20 protein-coding genes, 1 tRNA gene and 1 pseudogene are annotated in these 22,433 nt (G+C 60.1%); 5 read left to right on the plus strand and 17 right to left on the minus strand.

The window, feature by feature from the left end:
* Window positions 1-5: 5 nt before the first annotated feature.
* The 12 genes from wecB to ACHMWQ_RS17725 form a co-directional block, all read right to left on the minus strand.
* A complete protein-coding gene (gene wecB, locus ACHMWQ_RS17670) occupies window positions 6-1,136 on the minus strand; it encodes a non-hydrolyzing UDP-N-acetylglucosamine 2-epimerase (RefSeq protein WP_396308478.1) in 1,131 nt (376 codons plus the stop codon).
* 7 nt (window positions 1,137-1,143) lie between these two features.
* The gene (locus tag ACHMWQ_RS17675; protein WP_396308479.1) at window positions 1,144-2,247 is read right to left on the minus strand and encodes an NAD-dependent epimerase/dehydratase family protein; all 1,104 of its coding nucleotides are present in this window, start codon (window positions 2,245-2,247) and stop codon (window positions 1,144-1,146) included.
* 3 nt (window positions 2,248-2,250) lie between these two features.
* Complete coding sequence (locus ACHMWQ_RS17680) at window positions 2,251-3,285, minus strand: polysaccharide biosynthesis protein (RefSeq protein ID WP_396308480.1); 1,035 nt, start codon at window positions 3,283-3,285, stop codon at window positions 2,251-2,253.
* A gap of 21 nt (window positions 3,286-3,306) precedes the next feature.
* Window positions 3,307-4,398, minus strand: a complete 1,092-nt coding sequence (locus ACHMWQ_RS17685) for a glycosyltransferase (RefSeq protein WP_396308481.1) — start codon at window positions 4,396-4,398, stop codon at window positions 3,307-3,309.
* Between the two features lie 104 nt (window positions 4,399-4,502).
* On the minus strand, window positions 4,503-5,129 hold the full coding sequence (locus tag ACHMWQ_RS17690; protein WP_396308482.1) for a glycosyltransferase: 627 nt from the start codon (window positions 5,127-5,129) through the stop codon (window positions 4,503-4,505).
* 534 nt (window positions 5,130-5,663) lie between these two features.
* On the minus strand, window positions 5,664-6,863 hold the full coding sequence (locus ACHMWQ_RS17695) for a hypothetical protein (protein ID WP_396308483.1): 1,200 nt from the start codon (window positions 6,861-6,863) through the stop codon (window positions 5,664-5,666).
* Window positions 6,864-7,094: 231 nt separating this feature from the next.
* A complete protein-coding gene (locus ACHMWQ_RS17700; protein ID WP_396308484.1) occupies window positions 7,095-8,270 on the minus strand; it encodes a glycosyltransferase in 1,176 nt (391 codons plus the stop codon).
* Window positions 8,271-8,294: 24 nt separating this feature from the next.
* A complete protein-coding gene (locus tag ACHMWQ_RS17705) occupies window positions 8,295-9,362 on the minus strand; it encodes a glycosyltransferase family 2 protein (RefSeq protein ID WP_396308485.1) in 1,068 nt (355 codons plus the stop codon).
* A gap of 11 nt (window positions 9,363-9,373) precedes the next feature.
* Window positions 9,374-11,134: an ABC transporter ATP-binding protein gene (locus tag ACHMWQ_RS17710; protein WP_396308486.1), complete on the minus strand. Its 1,761-nt coding sequence runs from the start codon at window positions 11,132-11,134 to the stop codon at window positions 9,374-9,376.
* Window positions 11,131-11,256 carry a hypothetical protein gene (locus tag ACHMWQ_RS17715; RefSeq protein WP_396308487.1) on the minus strand — a complete coding sequence of 42 codons (126 nt, stop codon included), beginning with the start codon at window positions 11,254-11,256 and terminating at the stop codon, window positions 11,131-11,133. The genes ACHMWQ_RS17710 and ACHMWQ_RS17715 overlap by 4 nt, the downstream gene beginning before the upstream one ends.
* Before the next feature lie 299 nt (window positions 11,257-11,555).
* Window positions 11,556-12,086: a transcriptional activator RfaH gene (locus ACHMWQ_RS17720; RefSeq protein ID WP_396308488.1), complete on the minus strand. Its 531-nt coding sequence runs from the start codon at window positions 12,084-12,086 to the stop codon at window positions 11,556-11,558.
* A gap of 570 nt (window positions 12,087-12,656) precedes the next feature.
* Window positions 12,657-12,730 (minus strand) — tRNA-Gln (locus ACHMWQ_RS17725).
* A 446-nt stretch (window positions 12,731-13,176) separates the two neighbouring features.
* Between ACHMWQ_RS17725 and ACHMWQ_RS17730 the strand changes: the two genes are divergently transcribed.
* From ACHMWQ_RS17730 to ACHMWQ_RS17750, 5 genes and pseudogenes are all read left to right on the plus strand, one after another.
* Entirely contained in the window at window positions 13,177-13,782 is a 606-nt protein-coding gene (locus tag ACHMWQ_RS17730; RefSeq protein WP_396308489.1) for a methyltransferase family protein, read from the plus strand.
* Window positions 13,783-14,175: 393 nt separating this feature from the next.
* Window positions 14,176-15,201, plus strand: a complete 1,026-nt coding sequence (locus tag ACHMWQ_RS17735) for an ABC transporter substrate-binding protein (protein WP_396309474.1) — start codon at window positions 14,176-14,178, stop codon at window positions 15,199-15,201.
* A gap of 194 nt (window positions 15,202-15,395) precedes the next feature.
* Window positions 15,396-16,277, plus strand: a pseudogene (locus ACHMWQ_RS17740) (ABC transporter permease); the annotation flags it as partial.
* Window positions 16,272-17,063: an ABC transporter permease gene (locus tag ACHMWQ_RS17745; protein ID WP_396309475.1), complete on the plus strand. Its 792-nt coding sequence runs from the start codon at window positions 16,272-16,274 to the stop codon at window positions 17,061-17,063. The pseudogene ACHMWQ_RS17740 and the gene ACHMWQ_RS17745, both read left to right, overlap by 6 nt.
* A 22-nt stretch (window positions 17,064-17,085) precedes the next feature.
* Window positions 17,086-18,156, plus strand: coding sequence for an ABC transporter ATP-binding protein (locus ACHMWQ_RS17750; protein WP_396308490.1), 1,071 nt, complete (start codon window positions 17,086-17,088; stop codon window positions 18,154-18,156).
* A 281-nt stretch (window positions 18,157-18,437) separates the two neighbouring features.
* Here the strand turns inward: ACHMWQ_RS17750 and ACHMWQ_RS17755 are convergent, their stop codons facing one another.
* From ACHMWQ_RS17755 to araD1, 5 genes are all read right to left on the minus strand, one after another.
* On the minus strand, window positions 18,438-18,854 hold the full coding sequence (locus ACHMWQ_RS17755) for a GFA family protein (RefSeq protein ID WP_396308491.1): 417 nt from the start codon (window positions 18,852-18,854) through the stop codon (window positions 18,438-18,440).
* 23 nt (window positions 18,855-18,877) lie between these two features.
* Complete coding sequence (locus tag ACHMWQ_RS17760) at window positions 18,878-19,342, minus strand: SRPBCC family protein (protein ID WP_396308492.1); 465 nt, start codon at window positions 19,340-19,342, stop codon at window positions 18,878-18,880.
* A 2-nt stretch (window positions 19,343-19,344) separates the two neighbouring features.
* Complete coding sequence (locus ACHMWQ_RS17765) at window positions 19,345-19,659, minus strand: ArsR/SmtB family transcription factor (RefSeq protein ID WP_396308493.1); 315 nt, start codon at window positions 19,657-19,659, stop codon at window positions 19,345-19,347.
* 179 nt (window positions 19,660-19,838) lie between these two features.
* A complete protein-coding gene (locus ACHMWQ_RS17770) occupies window positions 19,839-21,275 on the minus strand; it encodes an aldehyde dehydrogenase family protein (RefSeq protein ID WP_396308494.1) in 1,437 nt (478 codons plus the stop codon).
* A gap of 118 nt (window positions 21,276-21,393) precedes the next feature.
* The gene (gene araD1 / locus ACHMWQ_RS17775; protein ID WP_396308495.1) at window positions 21,394-22,398 is read right to left on the minus strand and encodes an AraD1 family protein; all 1,005 of its coding nucleotides are present in this window, start codon (window positions 22,396-22,398) and stop codon (window positions 21,394-21,396) included.
* Window positions 22,399-22,433: the final 35 nt, after the last annotated feature.

Raw genomic sequence — 22,433 nt, forward strand, 5'->3', positions numbered from 1 at the left:
AAGTATCAGTCTGTCTTCCAAACCACACGGGAAACGTAGTCGGTGTAGCTCAGAATTATCCGTAAGACCTTGCCAGAAACATTTCTTGATGAGTAGTCTATTACAATATCTAGATCTCGCGACTCCCCTCTTCTCTGAGACTCGAGAATTTCCAATCCCTGCAAAACCCGCTCCGGATTTAGCCCGACCATCATCACGGCGGCCTCTTCCATGCCCTCAGGGCGCTCGTGCGCTTCTCGGAGGTTCAAGGCAGGGAAGTTCAAGATCGACGATTCTTCGGTGATCGTGCCACTGTCAGAGAGCACCGCTCGCGCATTCATCTGGAGCGCGACATAGTCCAGGAAGCCGAAGGGCTTCAGGAGCCGAACTCGAGGGTCGAACGTCAGCCCAAAGCGTTCGACACGGGCCCTAGTCCGCGGATGCGTACTGACCAATACAGGCTCGTCGTAATGGGAGGCTACGGCGTTCAGACAATCAGCCAACCTGCGGATTTGACGTTCCGAATCGACGTTCTCTTCGCGATGGGCACTGACAACCAGATACCGGTTCGGGTCGACCCCAAGTTCCTGGAGAATGTTCGAGGCCTCTATGCCTGGCCGATAGTAAGTGAGAACCTCGTTCATCGGACTGCCGGTTCGAATGACACGGTCGGGCGGCAGCCCCTCAGCAAGCAGATAGTCACGCGCAATGGCGGAATAGGTCAGGTTCATATCGGCGGTATGATCGACGATCCGCCGATTGACCTCCTCGGGCACGCGTTGATCGAAGCAGCGATTGCCGGCCTCCATATGGAAAATGGGAATCCTGCGACGCTTGGCCGGGATGACGGACAAACAACTGTTCGTGTCGCCCAGCACCAGCAACGCGTCCGGCTTCTCAAGCTCCAGCACCCTGTCGACCGCGATTATGATCTGGCCAATCGTCTCAGCGGCCGTTGCTCCCGCCGCATTGAGGAAATGATCGGGCTTTCGGAGCTCCAGATCCTTGAAGAAGACCTCGTTCAGTTCGTAGTCGTAGTTCTGTCCCGTGTGCACCAGGACCTGATGCATATGCTCGTCGAGCCGAGCCATCACGCGAGACAGCCGGATAATCTCCGGGCGCGTGCCCACGACCGTCATGACCTTTAACTTCTTCATCGGCGCATCAAACCTTCTGGCTTATCGTGTCGGGCCGCTCGCGATCGAAAATCTCGTTCGCCCACAGCATGACGACCATTTCTGTCGTCCCGACATTGGTTATGTCGTGAGTCCAGCCGGGTATCGTCTCGACAATGCGCCCCTCACCGCCCCGCGTGACGATGTCATGTCGTTCGTCCGTGACAATATGGCGGAAGCTGAAGCGAGCCTCACCGGTCAGAACCAGAAACTTTTCGGTCTTGGTATGATGGTAGTGCTGGCCGCGCGTCACGCCGGGACCGGCCGTGAAGTAGGAGAACTGGCCACAGTCCGGCGTCTTGAGCATCTCGACGAACACGCCTCGGGCATCGGCATGACGCGGAACGTCATAGGCAAAGGCTGCCGGTTCCAGATAGCTGAGATAGGTTGAATGCAAAGCCCGTATGAAGCCGCTCCCAACCCGATCCGTGGTCAGGTCATGACGGCTCCGGGCAAATCCGCCGATGAGGTTCGCGACCTCGCCCACAGTGGTTCGGTAGACTGGCGTCACACCCACAAAAGCGGCGCCGGCAGCTTGCGCCCCGTTTTGAGCCAGGAATGCGTGGCAAACGTCGTCGATATAAACCAGTGACAGAGGCGCGGCGGGATCATGGATCTTTATGTCCAGTCCACGAGCCGTATTGTGACAGAACGTCGCCACCGCGGAATTGTAGTTGGGCCGGGCCCATTTGCCGAAGACGTTGGGCAGGCGGAATATGACGACCGACGCTGACGTCGTGCTGGCGTAGTCCTGCAGCACACCCTCTGCGGCGCGCTTGCTGCGACCATAGGCATTGTCACGCTCTGCCTGGATCGAAGACGCGTACACGATCGGGACTGCCCGACCGAGGCTCGTGAGAACAGCGCAGATCCGCTCTGTGGAGCCGACATTTCCCAACTGGAACTCGCTGTCGTCCTGCGGTCGATTGACCCCGGCAAGATGAAAAACAAGATCCGCCTGCTCCAAGGCCGATCGCAACTCCGCCTCGGTTGAACGAGACCCTATAGCAATGACTTTCTCACCCCGTTCGGCTAGGCGGATCGCGAGGTTTTGGCCGATGAAGCCATGCGCGCCCGTCACAACAATGGCCATCACTCAATCCTCCAGAGCAGCGCGTTCGCCACGCACAATGCGCTGCATGAACTCCAGCTTCAGCAGCAGGGCCTTCATCCCTTCGACGTCCAGGCGGGTTGTGTTCTCAGAATTGTATTCGCTCGCCAGCCCTAGAGCTTCCTCGCCTTGATCGAAGAATTTGTCATAGTTCAAATCCCGATCGTCCGGCGGCACTCGGAAATAATCGTCCAAATCGTCTGAGCGGGCCCTTTCCTCGCGGCCGAGGAGGGATTCGAACCGCTTTTCGCCATGCCGGATGCCTATGACGCGCACTTCGTGGTCCGGCTTTCCGAGCAGATCCAGGATTGCGCGCACCAGGGTCTCGACGGTCGCTGCCGGCGCCTTCTGGACGAGAATGTCGCCATTGTTGCCATGTGCGAATGCATACAGAACCAATTCGACAGCATCCTCGAGCGTCATCATGAAGCGGGTCATGGCAGGGTCCGTGACCGTGATCGGCCGGCCCTCCAGGACCTGCTGTACGAAGAGAGGGATTACGGACCCCCGCGACGCCATGACATTTCCATAGCGGGTGCCGCAGGTGACCATCTCGCCACCGTTGAAGCTCCGCGACGTGGAAACCATGACCTTTTCCATCATCGCCTTGCTGATGCCCATGGCGTTGATCGGATAGACGGCCTTGTCAGTGCTGAGGCAAATGACACGCTTCACCCCGGCCGCATGGGCAGCGGTCAGGACGTTCTCCGTTCCCAGCACGTTGGTGCGCACGGCCTGCATCGGATAGAATTCACAGGACGGTACCTGCTTCAGCGCTGCGGCGTGAAAGCAGTAGTCGACGCCATGCATGGCAGCCGCCACGCTTCGTTCATCGCGCACGTCACCGAGATGAAACTTGAGCTTCGGATGCCCATAGCGCTTGCGCATGTCATCCTGCTTCTTCTCATCGCGGCTAAACACCCGGATCTCGCCGATATTGGAATCAAGGAAGCGGCGCAGGACTGCGTTCCCGAATGACCCCGTGCCGCCCGTGATCAAAAGCGTCTTATTCTCAAACATGTTTTGGATTGCTCGTTCGGATCAGCCGGCTCTCGAGCCGAGGATTTGATGAAACATGGACCGGTTGGCTTCAAGGTTGGTAGCCGCAACCACGGGATCGTCGCCAAGTTGCCGGGCAGCGACGCGCATCGCCGCGCGTTGGGACACGGGAAGATCGGCAAAGGCCTCGATCCACGCGACAAAGGCTTCCGGCTGCTCGAGCGGAATGTCGGCGCCCGCCCCCTTTTCAGCCAGTCCCCGCCAAGGCGTACGATCGCTGATCAGCGTCGGCACGCCCGCCGACAGCGCCTCGCGGATGACGTGGCCATAGTTCTCGCCCAGCGTAGGCAGGAAGAACAGATCATAGGCGGAAAGCGTCTTCTCGACATCGGCCGGCACGACTTCCCCGCCGTATCGCACGACGATATGGGGGGGCAGCGAGGCGATGGCGACCTCGCATTCCTTCCAATAGGTGCGGTCTTCGATCGGCCCGTAGATATCGAATGAAACGGGTCGCGACACCTGGGCAAGAACGGCGAGGGCTTGGCGAAGGTTCTTCATGGGGCTGACGCGGGAGAGAAATACAATGTGTAACTGGTGGCCATTCGACCTCACGGCTGACCCACTCGTGATATCGGTCGCACAACCGGTCAGGTCCGGCGCGACAAAAATCCTCTCGTGGGGAGCCGTCATTTCAAGCGCGATCCTGTCGGCCTCGACCGCGCTCGAACCCTGCCAAAACAGACCGCTGTAGACCCCCAGCGGACGGCTAATCGATAAGAAGGTCTTCTTCTTAAGCCGTTTTAGCTGCAAAGCTCCGACATTGAGCTCACCGCGGGGGGCGAGGAGAACGGGACGACGCAACAGTCTTCCCAAGCGCCGGTAGAGCAGCGGGCGCAAAGCGGCGTCGGTGCCGAATAGGCTGTTGAGATAGATCAGATCATAGTCGATGGTCGCCAACTGTTCCAGGAGCGCGGACCATCCCGGAGGACCAGGGGAACGGTAGAATACCTGCGCCCTTCCGCAGACATTCCATGAATTCACCTCCACGCCCACATACGCGCTCAAATCACCCAAATCGCGGTCGGCAGTCACAACGCGGAAGTCAAATTCGGAGCCCAGTTGATCGACCATATTGGCGATCGTCCTGATAGGCCCTCCGGCACGAAAGCCCGGAAGATAGTGCCCTGCAAAAACGAGGATCCGAGGTCGCCTCGCCAATTGCGCCGCCATCCTAGTCACGAAAGCAGAGATCCGATCGAGGTCTGGTCCCTCGCGCTCCCAGCGCCCTCCCAGGGCGGAGCCGGCCGAGCCCCTCCAGTCTCGACGTATCGCAGGATCTCAGTGAGATAGGTTGCCCCTGCCTCGGCACCCAGGCATTTCGCCCAGTCAGCCAGTTCTGCACGCTGCTGCCATGATTGCCGCCCGCCATCAACGATACGCTGAAGCTGGGTCGTCAACGCTCCGACATCACCCGACGGAAACACCCCGCCGCGCCGGCTTGCGAGGACAACCCCAGCCGCGCCACATCGGTCGCTGCATATTGCCGGCGTTCCAACCATGAGCGCTTCGGACACAACGGCGCCCCAGCCATCATGGCGACTGGGAAGTACGAGACAATCGGCTTGAGCCATGTGCTTCGGTACCTCCTCGATCGGTAACACCCCGATCCAGAGGACACGGCCCGGCAAAAGCGCTTCTGCCATGGTCCGCAATTCACCCTCAAGCGGACCGGTACCGATAATGGCCAACTCGACGTTCTGGGACGCAAGACCGGAGATTGCCTCGATCAACAGACGTACCCGTTTGAGTTCGATTAACCTACCAACAAATGCAACGCGAATTCGAGTTCGGGCGATGCTCATCGCACTCGTCTATGTCCGTAGCCTTCTGCAGAAAGTATGCGAATGGGAATACCAATGCATTCGGCACCCCTCTAGAGGCGATCCAATCCGCCGTACCACGACCATTGGCGAGGACGCCCTCCATGCGTCCGCGCCGCGTCGCAAAGAGACGACGATATTCGAACCGTTTTAGCACACCTCGCCAACCGGAGTCGTCGACAGTCTCCATGACGACCCACTGGCGAGCTCCTCGCCGAGCCAGAGCCTTCTGGGCGTAGCTTACCAACCCATTTCCGCGCACACCTTGGCAAATGTGAACCGCGTCATGCGGCGCTGCCGCCGTCAGTCGATCAATCTCCGCGCCAGTAGAAGCATAATTTAGCTCGACGCCCGGCATGGGCTGACGCGCCCAGCCTTGAGCCTGTCGCTCGGGCAACATCTCCTGTTCGGCCACATACGTGACCGCGCACCCCGCTCTCGCAAGACCGGCCGCCAAGGCCGTCATATGCGGAGTCACGATACGCTGCCAGAACCAGATCTCTCGCGGCGAACGCGTCATGCTGGCTGAGTCATTCGACGGTTCGGCGCGTGTCGCACGGGCGATAGATGATCCGCGCTGGTGATCGCCCATCCGAGCAGTATGATGGGCAGCATCCCAAAACCACCGGCCGAAAACAACGTATTCTCTCCTAGATTGAGGAGTAACACCGTGAGAGCCACGCTCAGAGAAGCGACCCCACCACGAGCGCTTCTCCTCAACACAGACGCAATCCAAACTGCGACGAATATAAAACCCGGGATTCCTAACTCTTCTAGAACCGCAAGAGGCATCACACCCTTCTCGATTGCGGCTCCAATTGGCAGGCCGAGCATAGGATCGCGAGTCACCACCATGGCCTCAGGGATCGAAGCGATACCAAATCCGATCCCCTGCCAAGGAGACATGGAAATATTTGCTTGCATAGCGTCGATAAGATACCCCCGAGATCCTTGATAGGCCTCCATCAGATTTGACGCCTCACCCCGTTTGGAAATATACGATGCAATATTACCGAGAAATTTCGAGCCAAATAGCGATAATAAAACTACTCCAACAACTGTAATCAACCCAAAGCGAGGACTGAACAATCCTGGAAGCGTAGAAACTAGTCTTCTCTTGCTCAATAGGGAGACGCATAGGGCAGCAAAGCTAAATCCCCCTAAAAGGGCCAGACCTGCGGTACGGGCCTCTGATAGCAATACAAGGACGACACAAACAATCACGAGAATCACAACATGCCACGGCGGACGCTTGGATCCGAACATTTGACTAGCAGACCAGGCACCCAATAGAGCCAGCGTAGGCCCCATCGCTTGTGGATGGTTGAGAATGCCTTGAAAGCCCGTTCCATTCACGAGATAGCCGAGCGGCAACACAAGGAGTGGCAGACTAACGACCATCACCAAGATTAGACTCCGAAAGACCTGGAGGCTAACGGCATCCCAGTCGTCATGAGACAATTGCCGCCATGCGGTGATGACCGTAAGCATCGAAATAGTCCATGAGATGGACTTCAACGCCGAGACATCCACAATAGGGCTGAATAATATAGAATGGAAAGTTATGAAAATTCCAAGAAATAGTGTTGGGACGGCGTCATATGCCAGTACTGTGGACCGATTTTTCATAAGCACAGATAAGGCTGCAGCAAATATAACGGCATAACGACCTGCCGAAGAAAACCCTGAAATCGGAGCAATACCTGGACTAATCATAGTGAACAGCCAGCAAAACAAAAGGGCGAGTAGCGCCCCGCCGCGCGCTCGAAAAGCTAATATGACCAATAGAATATAGCTTACATCCGCCGTTGCGGAAGATCCGACACGAAGCAATAATGCTATTACAAATATGAATGGGATAATTTCGCGCCCACAATCTAGTTTTGTTAAATTGCTGTGTATATAGTATTTTTATAAATATATATAATTACGATACAGTACGATATATTATTGCAGAATCTCAAGCACACTTACTGCATTCGTATCCCAAGAGAAATTCTCTGCTTTCTGCCTAGCTTTGAATCCGATTTCCCCACAACGGACAGGATCTCGCAACAATTTTTTCAATATCGCAGAAAGCGCCTCTGGTGATCGTGGCGGCACCAAAAAACCATCGAAATAATCTTCAATGATATCAGCGGCGCCATTTCCCGTGCATCCAATCGTGGGCCGCATCCGTGCCATAGCTTCTAAGTAGACAATGCCAAATGCCTCAGCCCAGCTCGGCAGCGAAAAGACATCGCATTTCTCGACCTCTGACATCGTCTCCTGATAACTTAGTCGGCCAAGAAATCTGACACGCTCAGAAAGTCCGAGCTGGTGGCTCAGCTCTTGAAGGGAGGAACGGTAAATCCCGTCGCCGATGATCCTGTATTCCCAATCAATATCAGGACTTTCCAAAGCAATTCGGGCCAGTGCGCGTAAATTGTCATCGATACCCTTGATTTCAATTAGATTTGAAACACTAACGATTTTTCGCGTATCTGTAATAGGTCGCTGATAGTCGGTCACGTCGCAATATGCGGGAAGGTCTGTGCCGTTGGGAATCACGCTCACCCTCACGGAATCTACGCCGAACGACTTAAGGTATCGAACAAGCCGATTTCCTACCACAACGAATTCGTCGTTCTCCGACATTGCTTGCGAAATATAGCGCTCTGCTCGCATGATATTAGTGCGGTCTTCAAAGAACGGGTCCTCCCCGTGAACAATTAACACGACCTTACCGCGCACGCAGTGACGCCAATACGGCAGACTAGAAATTGGCTCACGGAGGCCGTGAACTATGCAGGCGTCAAACTTTTCGCTCTGCGAACGCGCCTCAAGCGCCCGCCTAATCGCGCGTCCGAGAATCCGAGCGTTAGTAGCCACGACGCCAGGAAGTGGGGCCATTCTTGCTGGAAAACGAAATGTACGTACTTCAACCAGATTGGCCGACGATTCGGCTATGCCCAATTCCTCAAATGAACATGGCCGCCCGACCTCACGAAAAGATGCCGTGGGGACCAACAGCGTCACGCGTACACCGCATCGAACGAGGGCTGCAATTTGCTGGGCAACAAAGATGCCAGATATCGAATTCCGACTTGTTGGCCAATATCCACTGACTACAAGTATATTCATATTATCTCGACGCCCACTTTAAACCTACGACGACCAACGGCGGCGAAACTTCTCAAAGAGATACCCACCGAGAGATTGGGTCCATGCTACCGGAGCAGCCATGATAAACTTAGTCGGAAGACCAGTTTCCCCGTTGCTTAGTGAGCGGACCAACCAACGTCTAAGCAATACCTGAGCAATTTTTAATTTAACTACGCCGCGAAAAGTGAGATATGATAGATTTGCATAGTATCTAGACGATTTAGCATCGCCTAGTTTAAAATAGTATTCTACAAGCACGGCGTAAAGTAGAGCAGCTATTTCAGGAGAACTATTTGCCGCGACTTTCGACACACTAAGAGCGGAGAGCGGTTCATCGGCATCCCATTTCGGCTCTGAATCAATTTGGCGTGCAATTGACATCGCCATTGCCACCCCTCTGCAAAGGGACTGCTCTATCGCTCGATGCTCCGATACCTGCTCCGAATGCCGGCGATATAGCAGAACGACATCGTTCAAATTGTCGATATCCCCCTCACTAGCCAGTCGGAGCCATAGATCTACATCCTGAGCACTGACAAAAGCCCCTCGATACCCCCCGACAGACTTAAGTGCTTCAATCTTTATCATGGCCGTTGGGTGAGGCATCCCAATTGGCCCAAACAGATCATCCAAATTGTACGTCCAGCGAGCGGGCCAGGTCTGCGTGCGCCCTCTGGAACCGTCGTTAAAAAACTCGACATACGCACCGCCGACAGCGACGCAGTTTTCATGTCGCTCTAAATAGCGAACCTGCTTCGCGAAGCGATCGTGCAGCGCAATATCATCCGCATCCATCCTTGCTATATAGCGCCCCTGCGCCAGCCTTATTCCCTCATTGCAAGCGGCCGCTACACCCTTTTTGGGTGATCGGATAAGACGTATTCTAGCGTCTTGCATCATCCAACGAGTTACAATGTCAGGAGACCGATCCGTCGAACCATCATCAACGACCAGCAACTCGAATCGGCTCTCAGTTTGAGCCAAAATACTGGCCAAAGATTCGTCTAGGAATTTTGCTCCGTTGTATACGGGCAGAACTACTGAAACGATGATGTCTTTATTTTCTATCATGCCAGATTTACTTAAGATTCTGATGCAGTATCGCCGGCCGGATGACACGTGGAGGAGACAGTCAACACAAAATCGCAGCCATTGACTGTAGAAAGTCTGTGGGTGATTATGATGATGGTGAGATAGCTTCCCAAGCTCCTTATTGCCCGCATCACCGCCGCTTCCGTTTCGCTATCTAAGGCGCTCGTCGCCTCGTCGAACACCAAGACCGTCGCCTGCTTGTACAGCGCTCGGGCGATGCCGATGCGCTGGCGCTGGCCGCCGGAAAGGCGGATGCCGCGTTCGCCAACGAAGGTGTCATAGCCCTCCGGCAGGCGCTCGATGACGTCCATCAACTCGGCCTGGCGGGCGGCGCTCTCGACACGGGCGCGGTCGATCTCGTGCTTCGGTACGCCGAAGGCGATGTTTTCCGCGATCGTCGCATCGGCAAGGTAGATCGCCTGGGGCACATGTGCGATCTGCGCCTGCCAGGCGGTGCGATTGGCGTCGTTAACTTCGACGCCATCGACAAGGATGCGCCCCTGGCTTGGCGACAACAGGCCGAGGACGAGATCCATCAGGGTCGACTTGCCGCTGCCCGTCTTGCCGATGATGCCGACGCGAGACCCCTTCGGGATGGTGAGGCTGACATTTTCCAGCGCCGGCCGGTCGGCGGAGGGATAGCGGAAGCCGACATTCTCCAACACGATCTCGCCGGCGAAGGGCAGCTTGTCGCCGGCCCGGGCCCCCGCGAATTGCGGCGCATCCGGCAGGCGCAGGATGTCGAGAATGTCATGGAGCATCGTGCCGTTGGTGAGCGATGCGCTCCAGCCGGCATAGGCCTGCTGCATCAGCGGCACCAGCCGCTGCGCGCCAAGCGCCAGAGCCCCGAGCAAGGGGATCGCAGCGATGAGGCCGCCATCGCGAAAACTGAGCAGTAGCGCCAGGCCGACGATCAGCACCACGCCAAGCCCCTCGACGATGAAGCGCGGCGTCTGGGCGATGAAATTGTTGGTCGCTTGCGCGGCGCGCAGCCGCGCCTCGACTTCCTCAAAGCGCCCAATGAATACGTCCTGCGAGCGATCGAGCAGCACATCGCGGATGCCGCCAAGCCCCTCGCCCGCGGCCTGCAGCCGCTCGCCCTGAGCCTTGGCGATGATCCGGCCGTTGCGCCGCATCACACGCCGAGTGGTGACCATGACCAGCAGGTAGATCGCGCCAAAGCCGAGGCCCGAGCCGAGCGCCACCACCGGATCGATGAACAGCAGACCGGCGAGGATGAAGATCGCGATAACAGTTGCGCTTGCCGCCTGCATCAGCGGCACGAGCAATTGCGTGCTGACCAGCTGCGCCTTGTTGATCGCCGCCAGCGTCTCGCTGCTGTTCTGGCCGGTATGATAGGCATAGGGTTGGTGCAGCGTGCGGCTATAGACGGCGACGCCGAGTTCCTTCGCGATGCCGAAGACATAGCGCTGGCTGACCCAGACCAGAAGCAGCCGGACGGCGCCCGCCACCACAGCCGAGAGCGCGAACAGGATGGCCGCAGCCGTAACGACGCGCATCGGCGTGTCGAGGCCGACGCTTTCGAGCACGCTGCGCAATGGGCCGACGGCCATCGCCTTCTGCGGATCGGCGACGAGCGCCAGGAACGGCAGGATGGCGCCGATCGACACCAACTCGGCAAGGGCGCCGGCCAACATCAACGCCAGCACGGGCAAGAGTTGGCGGCGGCGTTGCGGCGAGACATGCGCGAAGATCTCGCGCAGGGCGCCAATCATGGAACGGGACTTCACGGGCTCAGGCCACCATCAACAGCGTCGAGCGCCTTGACGGCAAGGACGCATGCGGGCGAGCCAAGCGGAATGCCGACATAGCCGAGTCCAATCACCGCGATCTTCGCGTGGTCCAGATTCAAGAATTCCCCCAGAAAAATTCGCGTGGCCAAACCGAGCGGAGTGGCTCTGCGGGAGCAGAAGGGCCACGCCCGCACTCGGCCAAGTTGCCGAGCTGTATGAGCTCAAATTCAGAAGACCGGCGGCGGCACAGCACGCCCACCCGTTTACGAGCACAAAGTCGCTCATAGCTACCGCACTCCCGGGTGAATCACCCGCGAGTGGAATTGTACCGATCGCTTATCAACCCGACTAAATCAAGTGATTATACATATCAAGATTACATTGAATTTTGAACTATTTAGCCCGATCGAGGCGCCCGTTATGTTATGGGCGTCACATCGCGGGATGCCATCTGAATGGCCACCCGGCTATGCATCAGATCGAGAAGGACGCGCACCCTTCCGGCGCCCTCGAGTCGGGTCAGCGTTCCCACCATCTCGGCGAAGGGACCTACCAGAACGCGCACGGCACCGCCCTCGGTCAACAGCGGGTTTTCGTTGATCAACCCCGAGGCGTCGGACAGGAGCTGCATGCTCTCGACCAACCCGGCCGGGCACGCCATCGGCCGACCGGCCTGCATGACCAGGGAGCGAACGCCGACCGTGGCATTGATCGGACGCCAACGTTCCGTCTCGAGGTCAAGGGCGACAAAGACATAGCCAGGAAAGAAGGCGACCGACTTCTCGACGGTTTTTCGCGCGTGCCGCACCATTCGGCGCTGGCGAGGCAACCAGGAGATAAAGCCCTGCCGCGACAGATGAAGTTGTGCAACGTCTTCGCGCCCCGGCTGGGACGCGGCGACATACCATCGGCGGCCATTTTTCAATGGCGAGACACCGCCACCGGACACTCCCATCACCCTGCCTGACAATGGCATTTGTAGACCAACCGAAATTTCTCGCTCGCCACCGAGGACAGGCCTGCTGAGATGGCACAGTCCCAGGAGCTCTACAAGGTCAGGTAAAGGGGAAATAGGGCAGCAACCCTCGGTAACCTGCCATAATCACCCCGGCCCCACCACGCTAGACACGGATCGTAGCATACGCGCAAAAGGACGTTTCAAGAACGGGTTCGCCTAAGAACGTTAGCGCGCCAGGCGGAACGCAGCCGCTGAGCATCGAAATTGCGGGACGTTGGGCTGAATGTGCGAGATCGAAACGAGGAGTACGCCAGAGTCCTTCTCTAGCTACCGGCTTAATCGCCTTGCTCCGATTACGGCCGCCTGTTTCCGGGACAATATCCTGGAGGCCAACCCGCCCGGGAGCTAAGTAGTGCAAACGACGGAGTAAGAGCGACGACGGTCCGGACCCGCGATAGCGGCGATAGCCCCCGTCGTGGGACGCACCCAACTGTTGAGGATGAGGCCCAATACAAGGCCATCGATCTCATCTAGTCGCTAGATCTACTGGGTTTGGCGAAGTGGCTGGGGAACCTGGATTCGAACCAAGACTAACGGAGTCAGAGTCCGTCGTTCTACCGTTAAACTATTCCCCAACAAGGCCGTTTGGCTGTCTCGCCGAATGTGCCGATCGATCGATCCGCTGGGAGACGTTTGCCGCTGGCCGCGCCGTGGGTGTGGAGATAGGGGGTTTCGGCGGCCCGGTCAAGCGACTGTTTCGGCAATCCCTTCGCAATCCACAGCCCCCAAAATATCGCCTCCGGGAATTTCGGCGCCTCCTCCCGCGCCGCCCCGGGATCTGGCTCCGCATCCCCGCCACGCTGGCGCTTGCCCCGAAAGCCGCCTCCCCGTTCACCGCCCCCCTGGTCCGCCGGCGCCGCGCCCTGCCCCCTTGCCCACACGCACCGTCTCGCCGCGAGAGAGGAGCGTCCACCGCCGAGCCGAGCGTCGATGCCGCAGCGATTCGAATGCCTTCGCCCGGCCGGATTGGCTACAATGCGGACCCAAGCGAAATTCTCCTTCCTCCTGCGGCGGGCACAATGTGCGAACAGTAGCGCTCAACCAGAGACTGCGCATCCATCTCGTCCAGATCGCGGCGATGGTCTTCGCCCTGCTTCTGCTGCTGGTGCGGCCCTATTGGACCGGGCAGGTCCATGAGTTCCTCGAATCCGCGGGCTTCTGCCTGGTGCTCGTCTGCGTCGCCGGGCGAATGTGGAGCATTCTCTATATCGGCTCGCGCAAGAACCGCGCCCTGACCACGCTCGGCCCCTATTCGATGACGCGAAACCCGCTCTATCTGTTTTCGACGATCGGCGCGGTCGGCGTCGGGCTGATCTTCGGATCCGTCTTGATCGCGCTGATGCTGGGCGTGTTCAGCTACATCGCCTTCACCATGACCGCCACTAAGGAGGCGGATCACCTGAGGACGCTGTTTGGCGATGAATTCGTCGCCTATGCCGCGCGGACGCCGCTGTTCTGGCCGAATTTCGCGCTCTATCGCGACAGTCCCGATGTCGCCTTCTCCACCCACGCGCTGAAGCGGACCTTCCTGGACGGGCTGCTGTTCCTGGCGATCTTCCCGCTGATGGAAGCGCTCGAATATGTCCAGAATCTCGACTTCCTGCCCGCGCTGGCGTGGCTCTACTGACCGGCCCCCGCGGGCTTCCCTTCTGGCCCTCTGCCATTTCACGAGGCGGCTTACGAGTCTCGGACGGCTGCGCTAAACTTCCTGCCGCCGGGCGCGTCTCGTGCGCCAGGCAGAGGGGAATCGGAGGCATTGGGAAGCGCTGGAGTTGTGCCAAACTTTGACAAAGCCGGCGAAAAGCCGCGAGGCGCCTCGACTCCGAGCGACATCCAAGCTTCAAGAATGCGTGCTAGCGTTGAAAGTAGACGGCTTATCATCAGGCCGGCCAGGGGGCCGTGCCGGGGCAACGGGGCGATACGTCGCCGAGGGAGAAGAAGCATGAAGACGAACTGGATGCGGATTTCGGTTTCCGCACTTGCCATCTGCGCGACATCCGGCGTGGCGCTCGGCCAGAACATGGACGAGCTGATCGCAGCGGCGAAGAAGGAAGGCCAGCTCACGACCATCGCCCTCCCGCATGACTGGTGCGGCTATGGCGGCGTCATCGAAGGCTTCAAGGCCAAGTACGGCATCGCCGTCAACGAGCTCAACCCCGATGCCGGCTCGGGCGACGAGATCGAGGCGATCAAGGCCAACAAGGGCAATACCGGCCCGCAGGCGCCCGACGTCATCGATGTCGGCCTCTCCTTCGGCCCCTCGGCCAAGGCCGAAGGCCTCCTGCAGCCCTACAAGGTCTCGACCTGGGACACGATCCCGGACGCCGCCAAGGACGCCGAAGGCTACTGGTACGGCGATTATTACGGCGTGCTGTCGTTCCTGGTGAACACCGACATCGTCAAGACCGTGCCGAAGGACTGGCCGGACCTGCTCGCCGACGACCTCGCCAATTCGGTGGCGCTGGCCGGTGACCCGCGCGTCGCCAACCAGGCGATCCAGGGCGTGTTCGCCGCCGGCCTTTCCGGCGACAAGGGCGACGTCGCCAAGGCGGGCGAGGAAGGCCTCAAGTTCTTCGCCGAGCTGAACAAGAAGGGCAATTTCGTGCCCGTCATCGGTAAGTCGGCATCGCTGGCCCAGGGCTCGACCCCTGTGATCATCGCCTGGGACTACAATGCGCTCAGCTGGCGCGACATTCTCAAGGGCAACCCGGCCGCAGAGGTCGTCGTGCCGAAGACGGGCGTCGTCGCTGGCGTCTATGTCCAGGCAATCAGCGCCTATGCGCCCCATCCGAACGCCGCCAAGCTGTGGATGGAATATCTCTATTCGGACGAGGGCCAGCTCGGCTGGCTGAAGGGCTATTGCCACCCGATCCGCTTCGACGATCTCGCCAAGAACGGCAAGATCCCGGTCGATCTGCTCGCCAAGCTGCCGCCGGCGGAATCCTATGCCAAGGCCATCTTCCCGACGGTCGAGCAGCAGAACGCTTCCAAGGAAGTGATCTCCAAGCAGTGGGATACGGTCGTCGGCGCGGAAGTCGCCAAGTAGTCGACGATCCCGGCCCCGCTCCCCGGGGCTGACGCGAAAGAAAAGAGCCTGGTCCAACCAGGCTCTTTTTTGTCGCTTTGCCGGCTATGTCCGGCGCTCGGGGCGAACCGGGTTTATTTCGGCCCTGCCCCTTGCCTCTTCCCGGGTGCGCCAGCATCCTGCATTCCAGAACCGACGGCCAGCACAGGGTGCCCATGGCTCAATCGACAGTCGAGATCGCCACCACGAAGCCGCGCCCGATGTCGCTGAGCTGGCTTGGCGTCGTGCCTTTCCTGATTTTCGCGCTGATGTTCCTGATCCTGCCGGCCGGCTATCTGGTGATCGGCGCGTTTCAGACGCCCGATGGCAGCTTCACGCTGCAGAACATCGCCAATCTGAACCAGCCGACGATCATCAAGGCCTACCGGATGAGCATCGCGATCAGCGCGGCCTCCGCCCTGCTTGGCTCGCTGCTCGGCTTCGCGCTGGCGCTGGCCATCGTGCTGGGCAAGTTGCCGCGCTGGGTGCGGCCGATGCTGATGACCTTTTCCGGCGTCGCCTCGCAATTCGCCGGCGTGCCGCTCGCCTTCGCCTTCCTGGCGACGCTGGGGCGAACCGGACTGGTCACCGCGCTGTTGTTCAACATCTTCGGCATCAACATCTATCGCTATGGCTTCAACCTGCTGAGCTTCTCCGGGCTGACCCTCACCTATCTCTATTTCCAGATCCCGCTGATGGTGCTGATCCTGACGCCGGCGCTGGACGGGCTGAAGCGCGAATGGCGCGAGGCCTCGTCGATCCTAGGCGCCTCGACCTGGCAGTATTGGCGCATGATCGCGCTGCCGATTCTGTGGCCGAGCCTGCTCGGCGCCTTCATGCTGCTCTTTGCCAATTCCTTCGGCGCGATCGCGACGGCCTATGCGCTGACCGGCTCGTCGCTCAACATCATCACCATTCTGCTCTACGCGCAGATCCGCGGCGACGTGCTGCATGATCCCAATCTCGGCTATGCGCTGGCGCTGGGCATGATCCTGATCACCGGCATCTCGAACGGCATCTATATCTGGCTGAGCTCGCGCACCGGGCGGTGGATCCGATGGAAAGAATCCCGCTTCTTCCCCTGGCTCGGCGTTATCTTCGGCGCGACCTATTTTCTCGTGCCGCTGATCGCGACGTTCGAATTCTCGCTGCGTATGGAGCGCGGCCGCTATTCGTTCGAGGCCTATCGCATCGTCCTGGCCGATCCCTATTTCCAGGCGAGCTTCGGCTATTCGGCTGTGATCGCGGTCTGCACCATTCTTGTCGGCATCGCGCTTTCAGTGCCGACGGCCTATGTCGTCCAGCTGAAGCTGCCGCGCCTGCGCCCGATCGTCGAGTTCATCACGCTGCTGCCGCTGGTCATTCCGGCGATCGTCATCGTGTTCGGCTATCTCCGGATGTATAATTCCTCGTCCTGGCTGCCGCTCACCTCCAGCGCGCGCGGAACCGATCTTCTGCTGACCTTCAGCTATGTCACGCTCGCCCTGCCCTACATGTATCGCTCGGTCGATACCGGGCTTCGCGCGATCGATGTGCGGACCCTGACGGAAGCCGCGCAGAGCCTCGGCAGTTCGTGGCCGCGCATCCTGCTGACGGTGATCCTGCCCAATGTCCGCGTCGCGGTTCTTTCGGGCGCGTTCCTCACCTTTGCGATCGTCATCGGCGAATTCACTATGGCAAGCCTGCTGAACCGCCCGGCCTTCGGTCCGTATCTGCAGCGGATCGGCGCCAATCGCGCCTATGAGCCGGCGGCGCTTGCCATCATTGCCTTCGCCATCACCTGGGCCTGCATGGGCCTGATCAATCTATTCGCGGCCATGGGTCGACAGACCACACGTCGTTGAACGAGTTTCCAAGGAAGCGAACATGGCATTCCTGACGATCGAGAAATTGGTCAAGACATTCGGCGCCCAGACCACGGTCAAGGGCGTCGATCTCGCGGTTGAGCGGGGCGAGTTCGTAACGTTGCTCGGTCCCAGCGGCTGCGGCAAGACGACGATCCTGCGCATGATCGCGGGCTTCGAGACCGCCACGAGCGGCACGATCCGCATCGACGGCAAGGACGTCACGAATCTGCGCCCCAACCAACGCCATATCGGCATGGTGTTCCAGGCCTACGCGCTGTTCCCCAATATGAGCGTCGCCGACAACATCGCCTTCGGCCTCAAGGTCGCGCGGAAGTCGTCGACCGAGATCGCGGCGCGGGTCAAGGAGATGCTGGAGCTCATCAAGCTGCCGGATCTCGGCGATCGCTATCCCTATCAGCTCTCGGGCGGCCAGCAGCAGCGCGTGGCGCTGGCCCGCGCGCTCGCCGTCAAGCCGCAGATCCTGCTGCTCGACGAGCCGCTCTCCGCGCTCGACGCGAAGATCCGCATCTCGCTGCGCGAGGAAATCCGCGCGGTGCAGCGCGCGCTTGGGATCACGACGATCTTCGTCACGCATGACCAGGAAGAAGCGCTCTCCATGTCGGATCGCATCTGCGTCATCAACGAAGGCAAGATCGAGCAGCTCGGCACGCCGTTCGAGATCTACAATTATCCAAAGACCCGCTTCGTCGCTTCCTTCGTCGGCACGCTCAACATCCTGAACGGCCGCGTGCTCGATTCGACCTCGGGCCGGCTTTCGATCGACGACCAGGAAGTCATCACGGCGCGCGAGATCGGCGGCGCGAGCACCGGCGACACCCTCTCCCTCGCGCTGCGTCCGGAAGCGCTCTCGATCGGACACGCCAATGGCGGCAGCAACAATCTGACCGGCACGATCGACGAGGTGCATTTCCTCGGCTCCGTGGTCCGCATCCGCGTCCGATTCAAGGACAACATCGTCTCGCTCGACACCTTCAACCGCCCCCACAGCGCCCCGCCCCAGCGCGGCCAGCCGGTGACGGTGAACTTTACGCGGGAAGATATCCTAGTGCTGGACCGCCCGGCGATCTGAGGCACGGGCCGATTCAAAGCCGACCCTACCGGCTTGGAGGCAGTCCCCTTCACCTTTCCCTGATGAAGCATTCGCATGACCGAGGTTCGGGGTTGTGCAGATCTCGATTTCCAACATCCTGAGGAGACTTGCGGAGCAAGTCGTCTCGAAGGACGCACCGCCTGAGGGCAAAACCTTGTGCCGCCGCCGCTCTGCGTGCTTCGAGACGGCCCTCTGGGCCTCCTCAGCATGTTGAGGATGGTGTTGCGCGAAGGTCTCCCTGAGGGAGAGGTGAAGGTGCCCTACCCCTCCGGCATTCGTTCGAACCGCGTCAACGCGGCGTCCATCGTATCCCACGCAAAGCCGCCGCTGGCATAGGTCACGAACTGCGGTTGGAACCGCTCCGGCTCGTCGAGGCTGGCCGCGTGTATCGCGATCATCTCCGGCATGGCGACGAAGGTGACGTAGACCGGCGTCCCGCAGGTCGGGCAGAAGGCATGGACCTTGAGGTTGCCGCTGTCGCCGGCGACCTGCCATCCGCTGGCCTCGCCGGAGATCTTCATGTCGGACCGCTTGCCAAAAGCGAGATAGGAACTGTGCCCCGTGCCGCTGCGCTGCTGGCATTGGCGGCACTGGCAATGCAGCTCGGCAACCGGATCCTGGCTTGTCTCATAGCGGATCGCGCCACAGGCGCATCCGCCGACATGGGATGTCGTCATCGTCATGCTCCATCGTGAGGGGATCAGGCAGCCTTCGGCTTGGCGAAGACGTCGATGGCACGGCCGGTTTCCAGATAGGATTTGAGGCTGGAAAGCACGAGCGGCCAACCCTTGGTGATGCCCTGCTCCATGCCGCTGCCGGCTTCGAGCTCGTCATGCGTGACGGTCAGCCGGACCATGTCGTCATATTCGGCGATGTCGAACGTCACCCGGCTGTGGCTTTCGGGGTCGGCGGTCTGCGAGGCGTTCGCCCAGGTGATGACCAGCCGGCTCGGCGGCGTGACTTCCACGACCTTGCCGATCAGCTGGACGGTCCGCTCGGGATCGGCGCGGACATGCTGCCACTCCGAGCCGGGCTGCCAGTCGGACACGTTCTCGTGGCCCCAGTAGCGCCGGGCGATTTCCGGCTTGGTGATGGCCTCGAACACCTTTTCGGGCGTCGAGAGAACATAGGTCACGTACACGAAGCGCGTCTTCTCTTTGGCCATCGCTACTCTCCTTCGAGCTCTTTCTTCAGATCGTGCAGCAGGCTGAGCCGCTGCTGTTCGAACTTGCGCACCCACCGCTCATAGACTTCATGCAGTGGGACGGGATTGATGAAGTGCAGCTTCTCCCGTCCCCGCCGGACCGTGCTGACCAGATTGGCGGCCTCGAGGATCCCGAGATGCTGGGTCGCCGATTGACGCGTCATGTCGAGATGCTCGCAAAGCTGCCCGAGCGTCTGTCCATTCTGTTCATAGAGAAGGTCGAGCAGCCGCCTGCGGGTCGGGTCGGCCAGGGCCTTGAAAACATCGTCGGCGTGCATCGCTCCTCACTCGCGTCGGAAGACAGAATATGCAGGTAAAGGCCTGCATGTCAAATATTGACCAGGCGCCCCCGGTCCGGACTAACGGGAGGGTAACGGGCCGTTACCGTGTTACCCCCTCCCCGAAACGAAAACGGGCGCCCGAAGGCGCCCGTTCGAAACTCGCTTGCGACAGCCGATCAGGGCTGCGTGTAGGACGTCTTAACCGTCGTGAAGAACTCGGCCGCGTACTTGCCCTGCTCGCGCGGGCCGTAGCTCGAACCCTTCCGGCCGCCGAACGGCACATGGTAGTCGACGCCTGCCGTCGGCAGATTGACCATCACCATGCCGGACTCGGAATTACGCTTGAAGTGCGTGGCATGCTTCAGGCTCGTCGTGACGATGCCCGAGGCGAGGCCGAACGGCGTGTCGTTGGCGACAGCCAGCGCTTCCTCGTAGTCCTTGACCTTGATCACGCTGGCGACCGGGCCGAAAACTTCTTCCTTGTTGATGCGCATGTCCGGCGTGGTGCCGGTGAACAGCGCCGGCTGCAGGAAGAAGCCGGGGTTCTCGCGCTCGATGCGCTGGCCGCCGACGACGAGCGTGCCGCCTTCGTCCTTGGCGATCTGGATGTAGTTCTGATCCTGATCGAGCTGGCTCTGGTCGACGACCGGACCGATATGCGTGCCCTGCTTGATCGCGTCGTCAACGACGAGATCCTTGATGCGGGCGGCGAGCGCCTCGACATACTGGTCGTGGATCTTCTCGGTGACGATCAGGCGCGACGACGCCGTGCAACGCTGGCCGGTCGAGAAGAAGGCGCTGTTCGCCGTGGTCTCGACGGCAACCTTCAGGTCGGCGTCATCGAGCACGATGGTCGGGTTCTTGCCGCCCATTTCGAGCTGGAACTTGCGCATCACCGCGATCGAGGCCTCGGCGACCTTCTTGCCGGTGCCGACCGAGCCGGTGAAGCTCAGCGCATTGACCTTCTTCGATTCGAGGATCGCCTGGCCGACGACCGAACCGCGGCCCATGACCAGGTTGACGACGCCCTTGGGCAGGCCGTTGCGAACCAGGATGTCGACGATCGTCCAGGCGCAGCCCGGAACGAGATCGGCCGGCTTCAGCACGACGGTGTTGCCATAGGCGATGGCCGGAGCCAGCTTCCAGGCCGGAATGGCGATCGGGAAGTTCCACGGCGTGATCAGGCCGACGACGCCGACCGGCTCGCGGGTGATCGTGACGTCGATGCCCGGACGCACGCTCGGCAGGATCTCGCCAGCCAGACGCAGGGTTTCGCCCGCGAAGAAGTGGAAGATCTGCGCAGCGCGCATCGTCTCGCCAATGCCCTCGGGAAGGGTCTTGCCTTCCTCGCGCGACAGCAGGCGGCCGATTTCTTCCTTGCGGGCAAGGATTTCGTCGCCGGTCGCCTTCAGAATGTCATGGCGCTGCTGGATGCCCGAAAGCGACCAGGTCTTGAAGGCGTCGGCGGCTGCGTCGATCGCGGCCTTGGCGTCTGCCGCCGTGCCCTGCGCGTATTCGCCGATCACTTCGTTCGTGTTGGACGGGTTGATGTTGGGGCGCGCATCGCCGCCAACCCACTCGCCGCCGATGTAATTCTTGTGAAGTTCGCTCATCAGATGATCCTTGAACGTCGTGAACGGGATTCGCCCGGACGGAGCCGGGCGAAGGGGGTGTTGGGAGCAAGGCTCGGAGTTACGCTCTTGTATCCCTCCAGCCCCCCATGGCCAACCCTCAAAGCTGGGTGACCGACACCTTCTCTTCCTTGGCAAAGGCGAGCGGGTTCTTCAGCGCGAGGCCGAAGGTCTCGGATTCGATGTCGAAAACGTCGCCGGCCTCCGTCTTGACGCCGAACGCCACGCTCAGTGTCGCCGTGCCATAGGTGTGGACATGCACCTGGCCCGGACGGCGGAAGAAGTCGTACTTGAAGTGGTGATATTCGAGGTTCGCCAGCGTGTGCGACATGTTGGCCTCGCCCGACAGGAAGGGCTCGTCGAAGATCACCTTGTCGCCGCGATGGATGCGCGAACGGCCGCGAACGTCGTCCGGCAGCGCGCCGACCAGCAGCTCCGGACCGAGCGAGCAGGGACGCAGCTTCGAATGGGCGAGGTAGAGATAGTTCACCCGCTCCATGATGTGGTCCGAGAACTCGTTGGCGAGCGCGAATCCGATGCGGTAGGGCTGGCCGTCGTCGCCGACGATGTAGACACCGGCCACTTCCGGCTCTTCGCCGCCATCCTGGGCGAAGGAAGGTGCGGTCAGCGGCTGGCCGGGGCCAACGAGCAGCGCGCCGTCGCCCTTGTAGAACCACTCCGGCTGGACGCCCTGCTGGCCGGCGGCCGGCTTGCCGTTCTCCAGACCCATGCGGAACATCTTCATCGAATCGGTCAGCACTTCCGCCTCGTCCGGCGTCTTGTGCATGGCGTCGCGCGCCGAAGCCGAACCGAGATGGGTCAGGCCCGTGCCCGTGATGAGCAGATGCGCCGGATCCTCGTGGTCGATCGGGGGCAGCACGCGGCCGGATGCCAGCAGCGCCGCGCGGTCGACTTCCTCGGTCGCGCCGGCCGAAGCCTTCTCGACAATCGCCTGGATGCCGGTCTTGGCAGCAATTGCCGCCTGGGCCAGCGCATAAACGGTGGCATAGCCCGGCACGATGTAGGACCGTTCGCCGGCGCCGTTCGGCACCGTAGCGACGACGGCACGTGCGCCGGCCTCGGTCTTGATCTGCATCAGTCTCATCGTTTCTCTCCTGTTGTGCCAAGCGGCCGTCTTCG

The sequence above is a fragment of the Kaistia sp. UC242_56 genome, assembly GCF_044452255.1.
Classification (GTDB): domain Bacteria; phylum Pseudomonadota; class Alphaproteobacteria; order Rhizobiales; family Kaistiaceae; genus Kaistia; species Kaistia defluvii_A.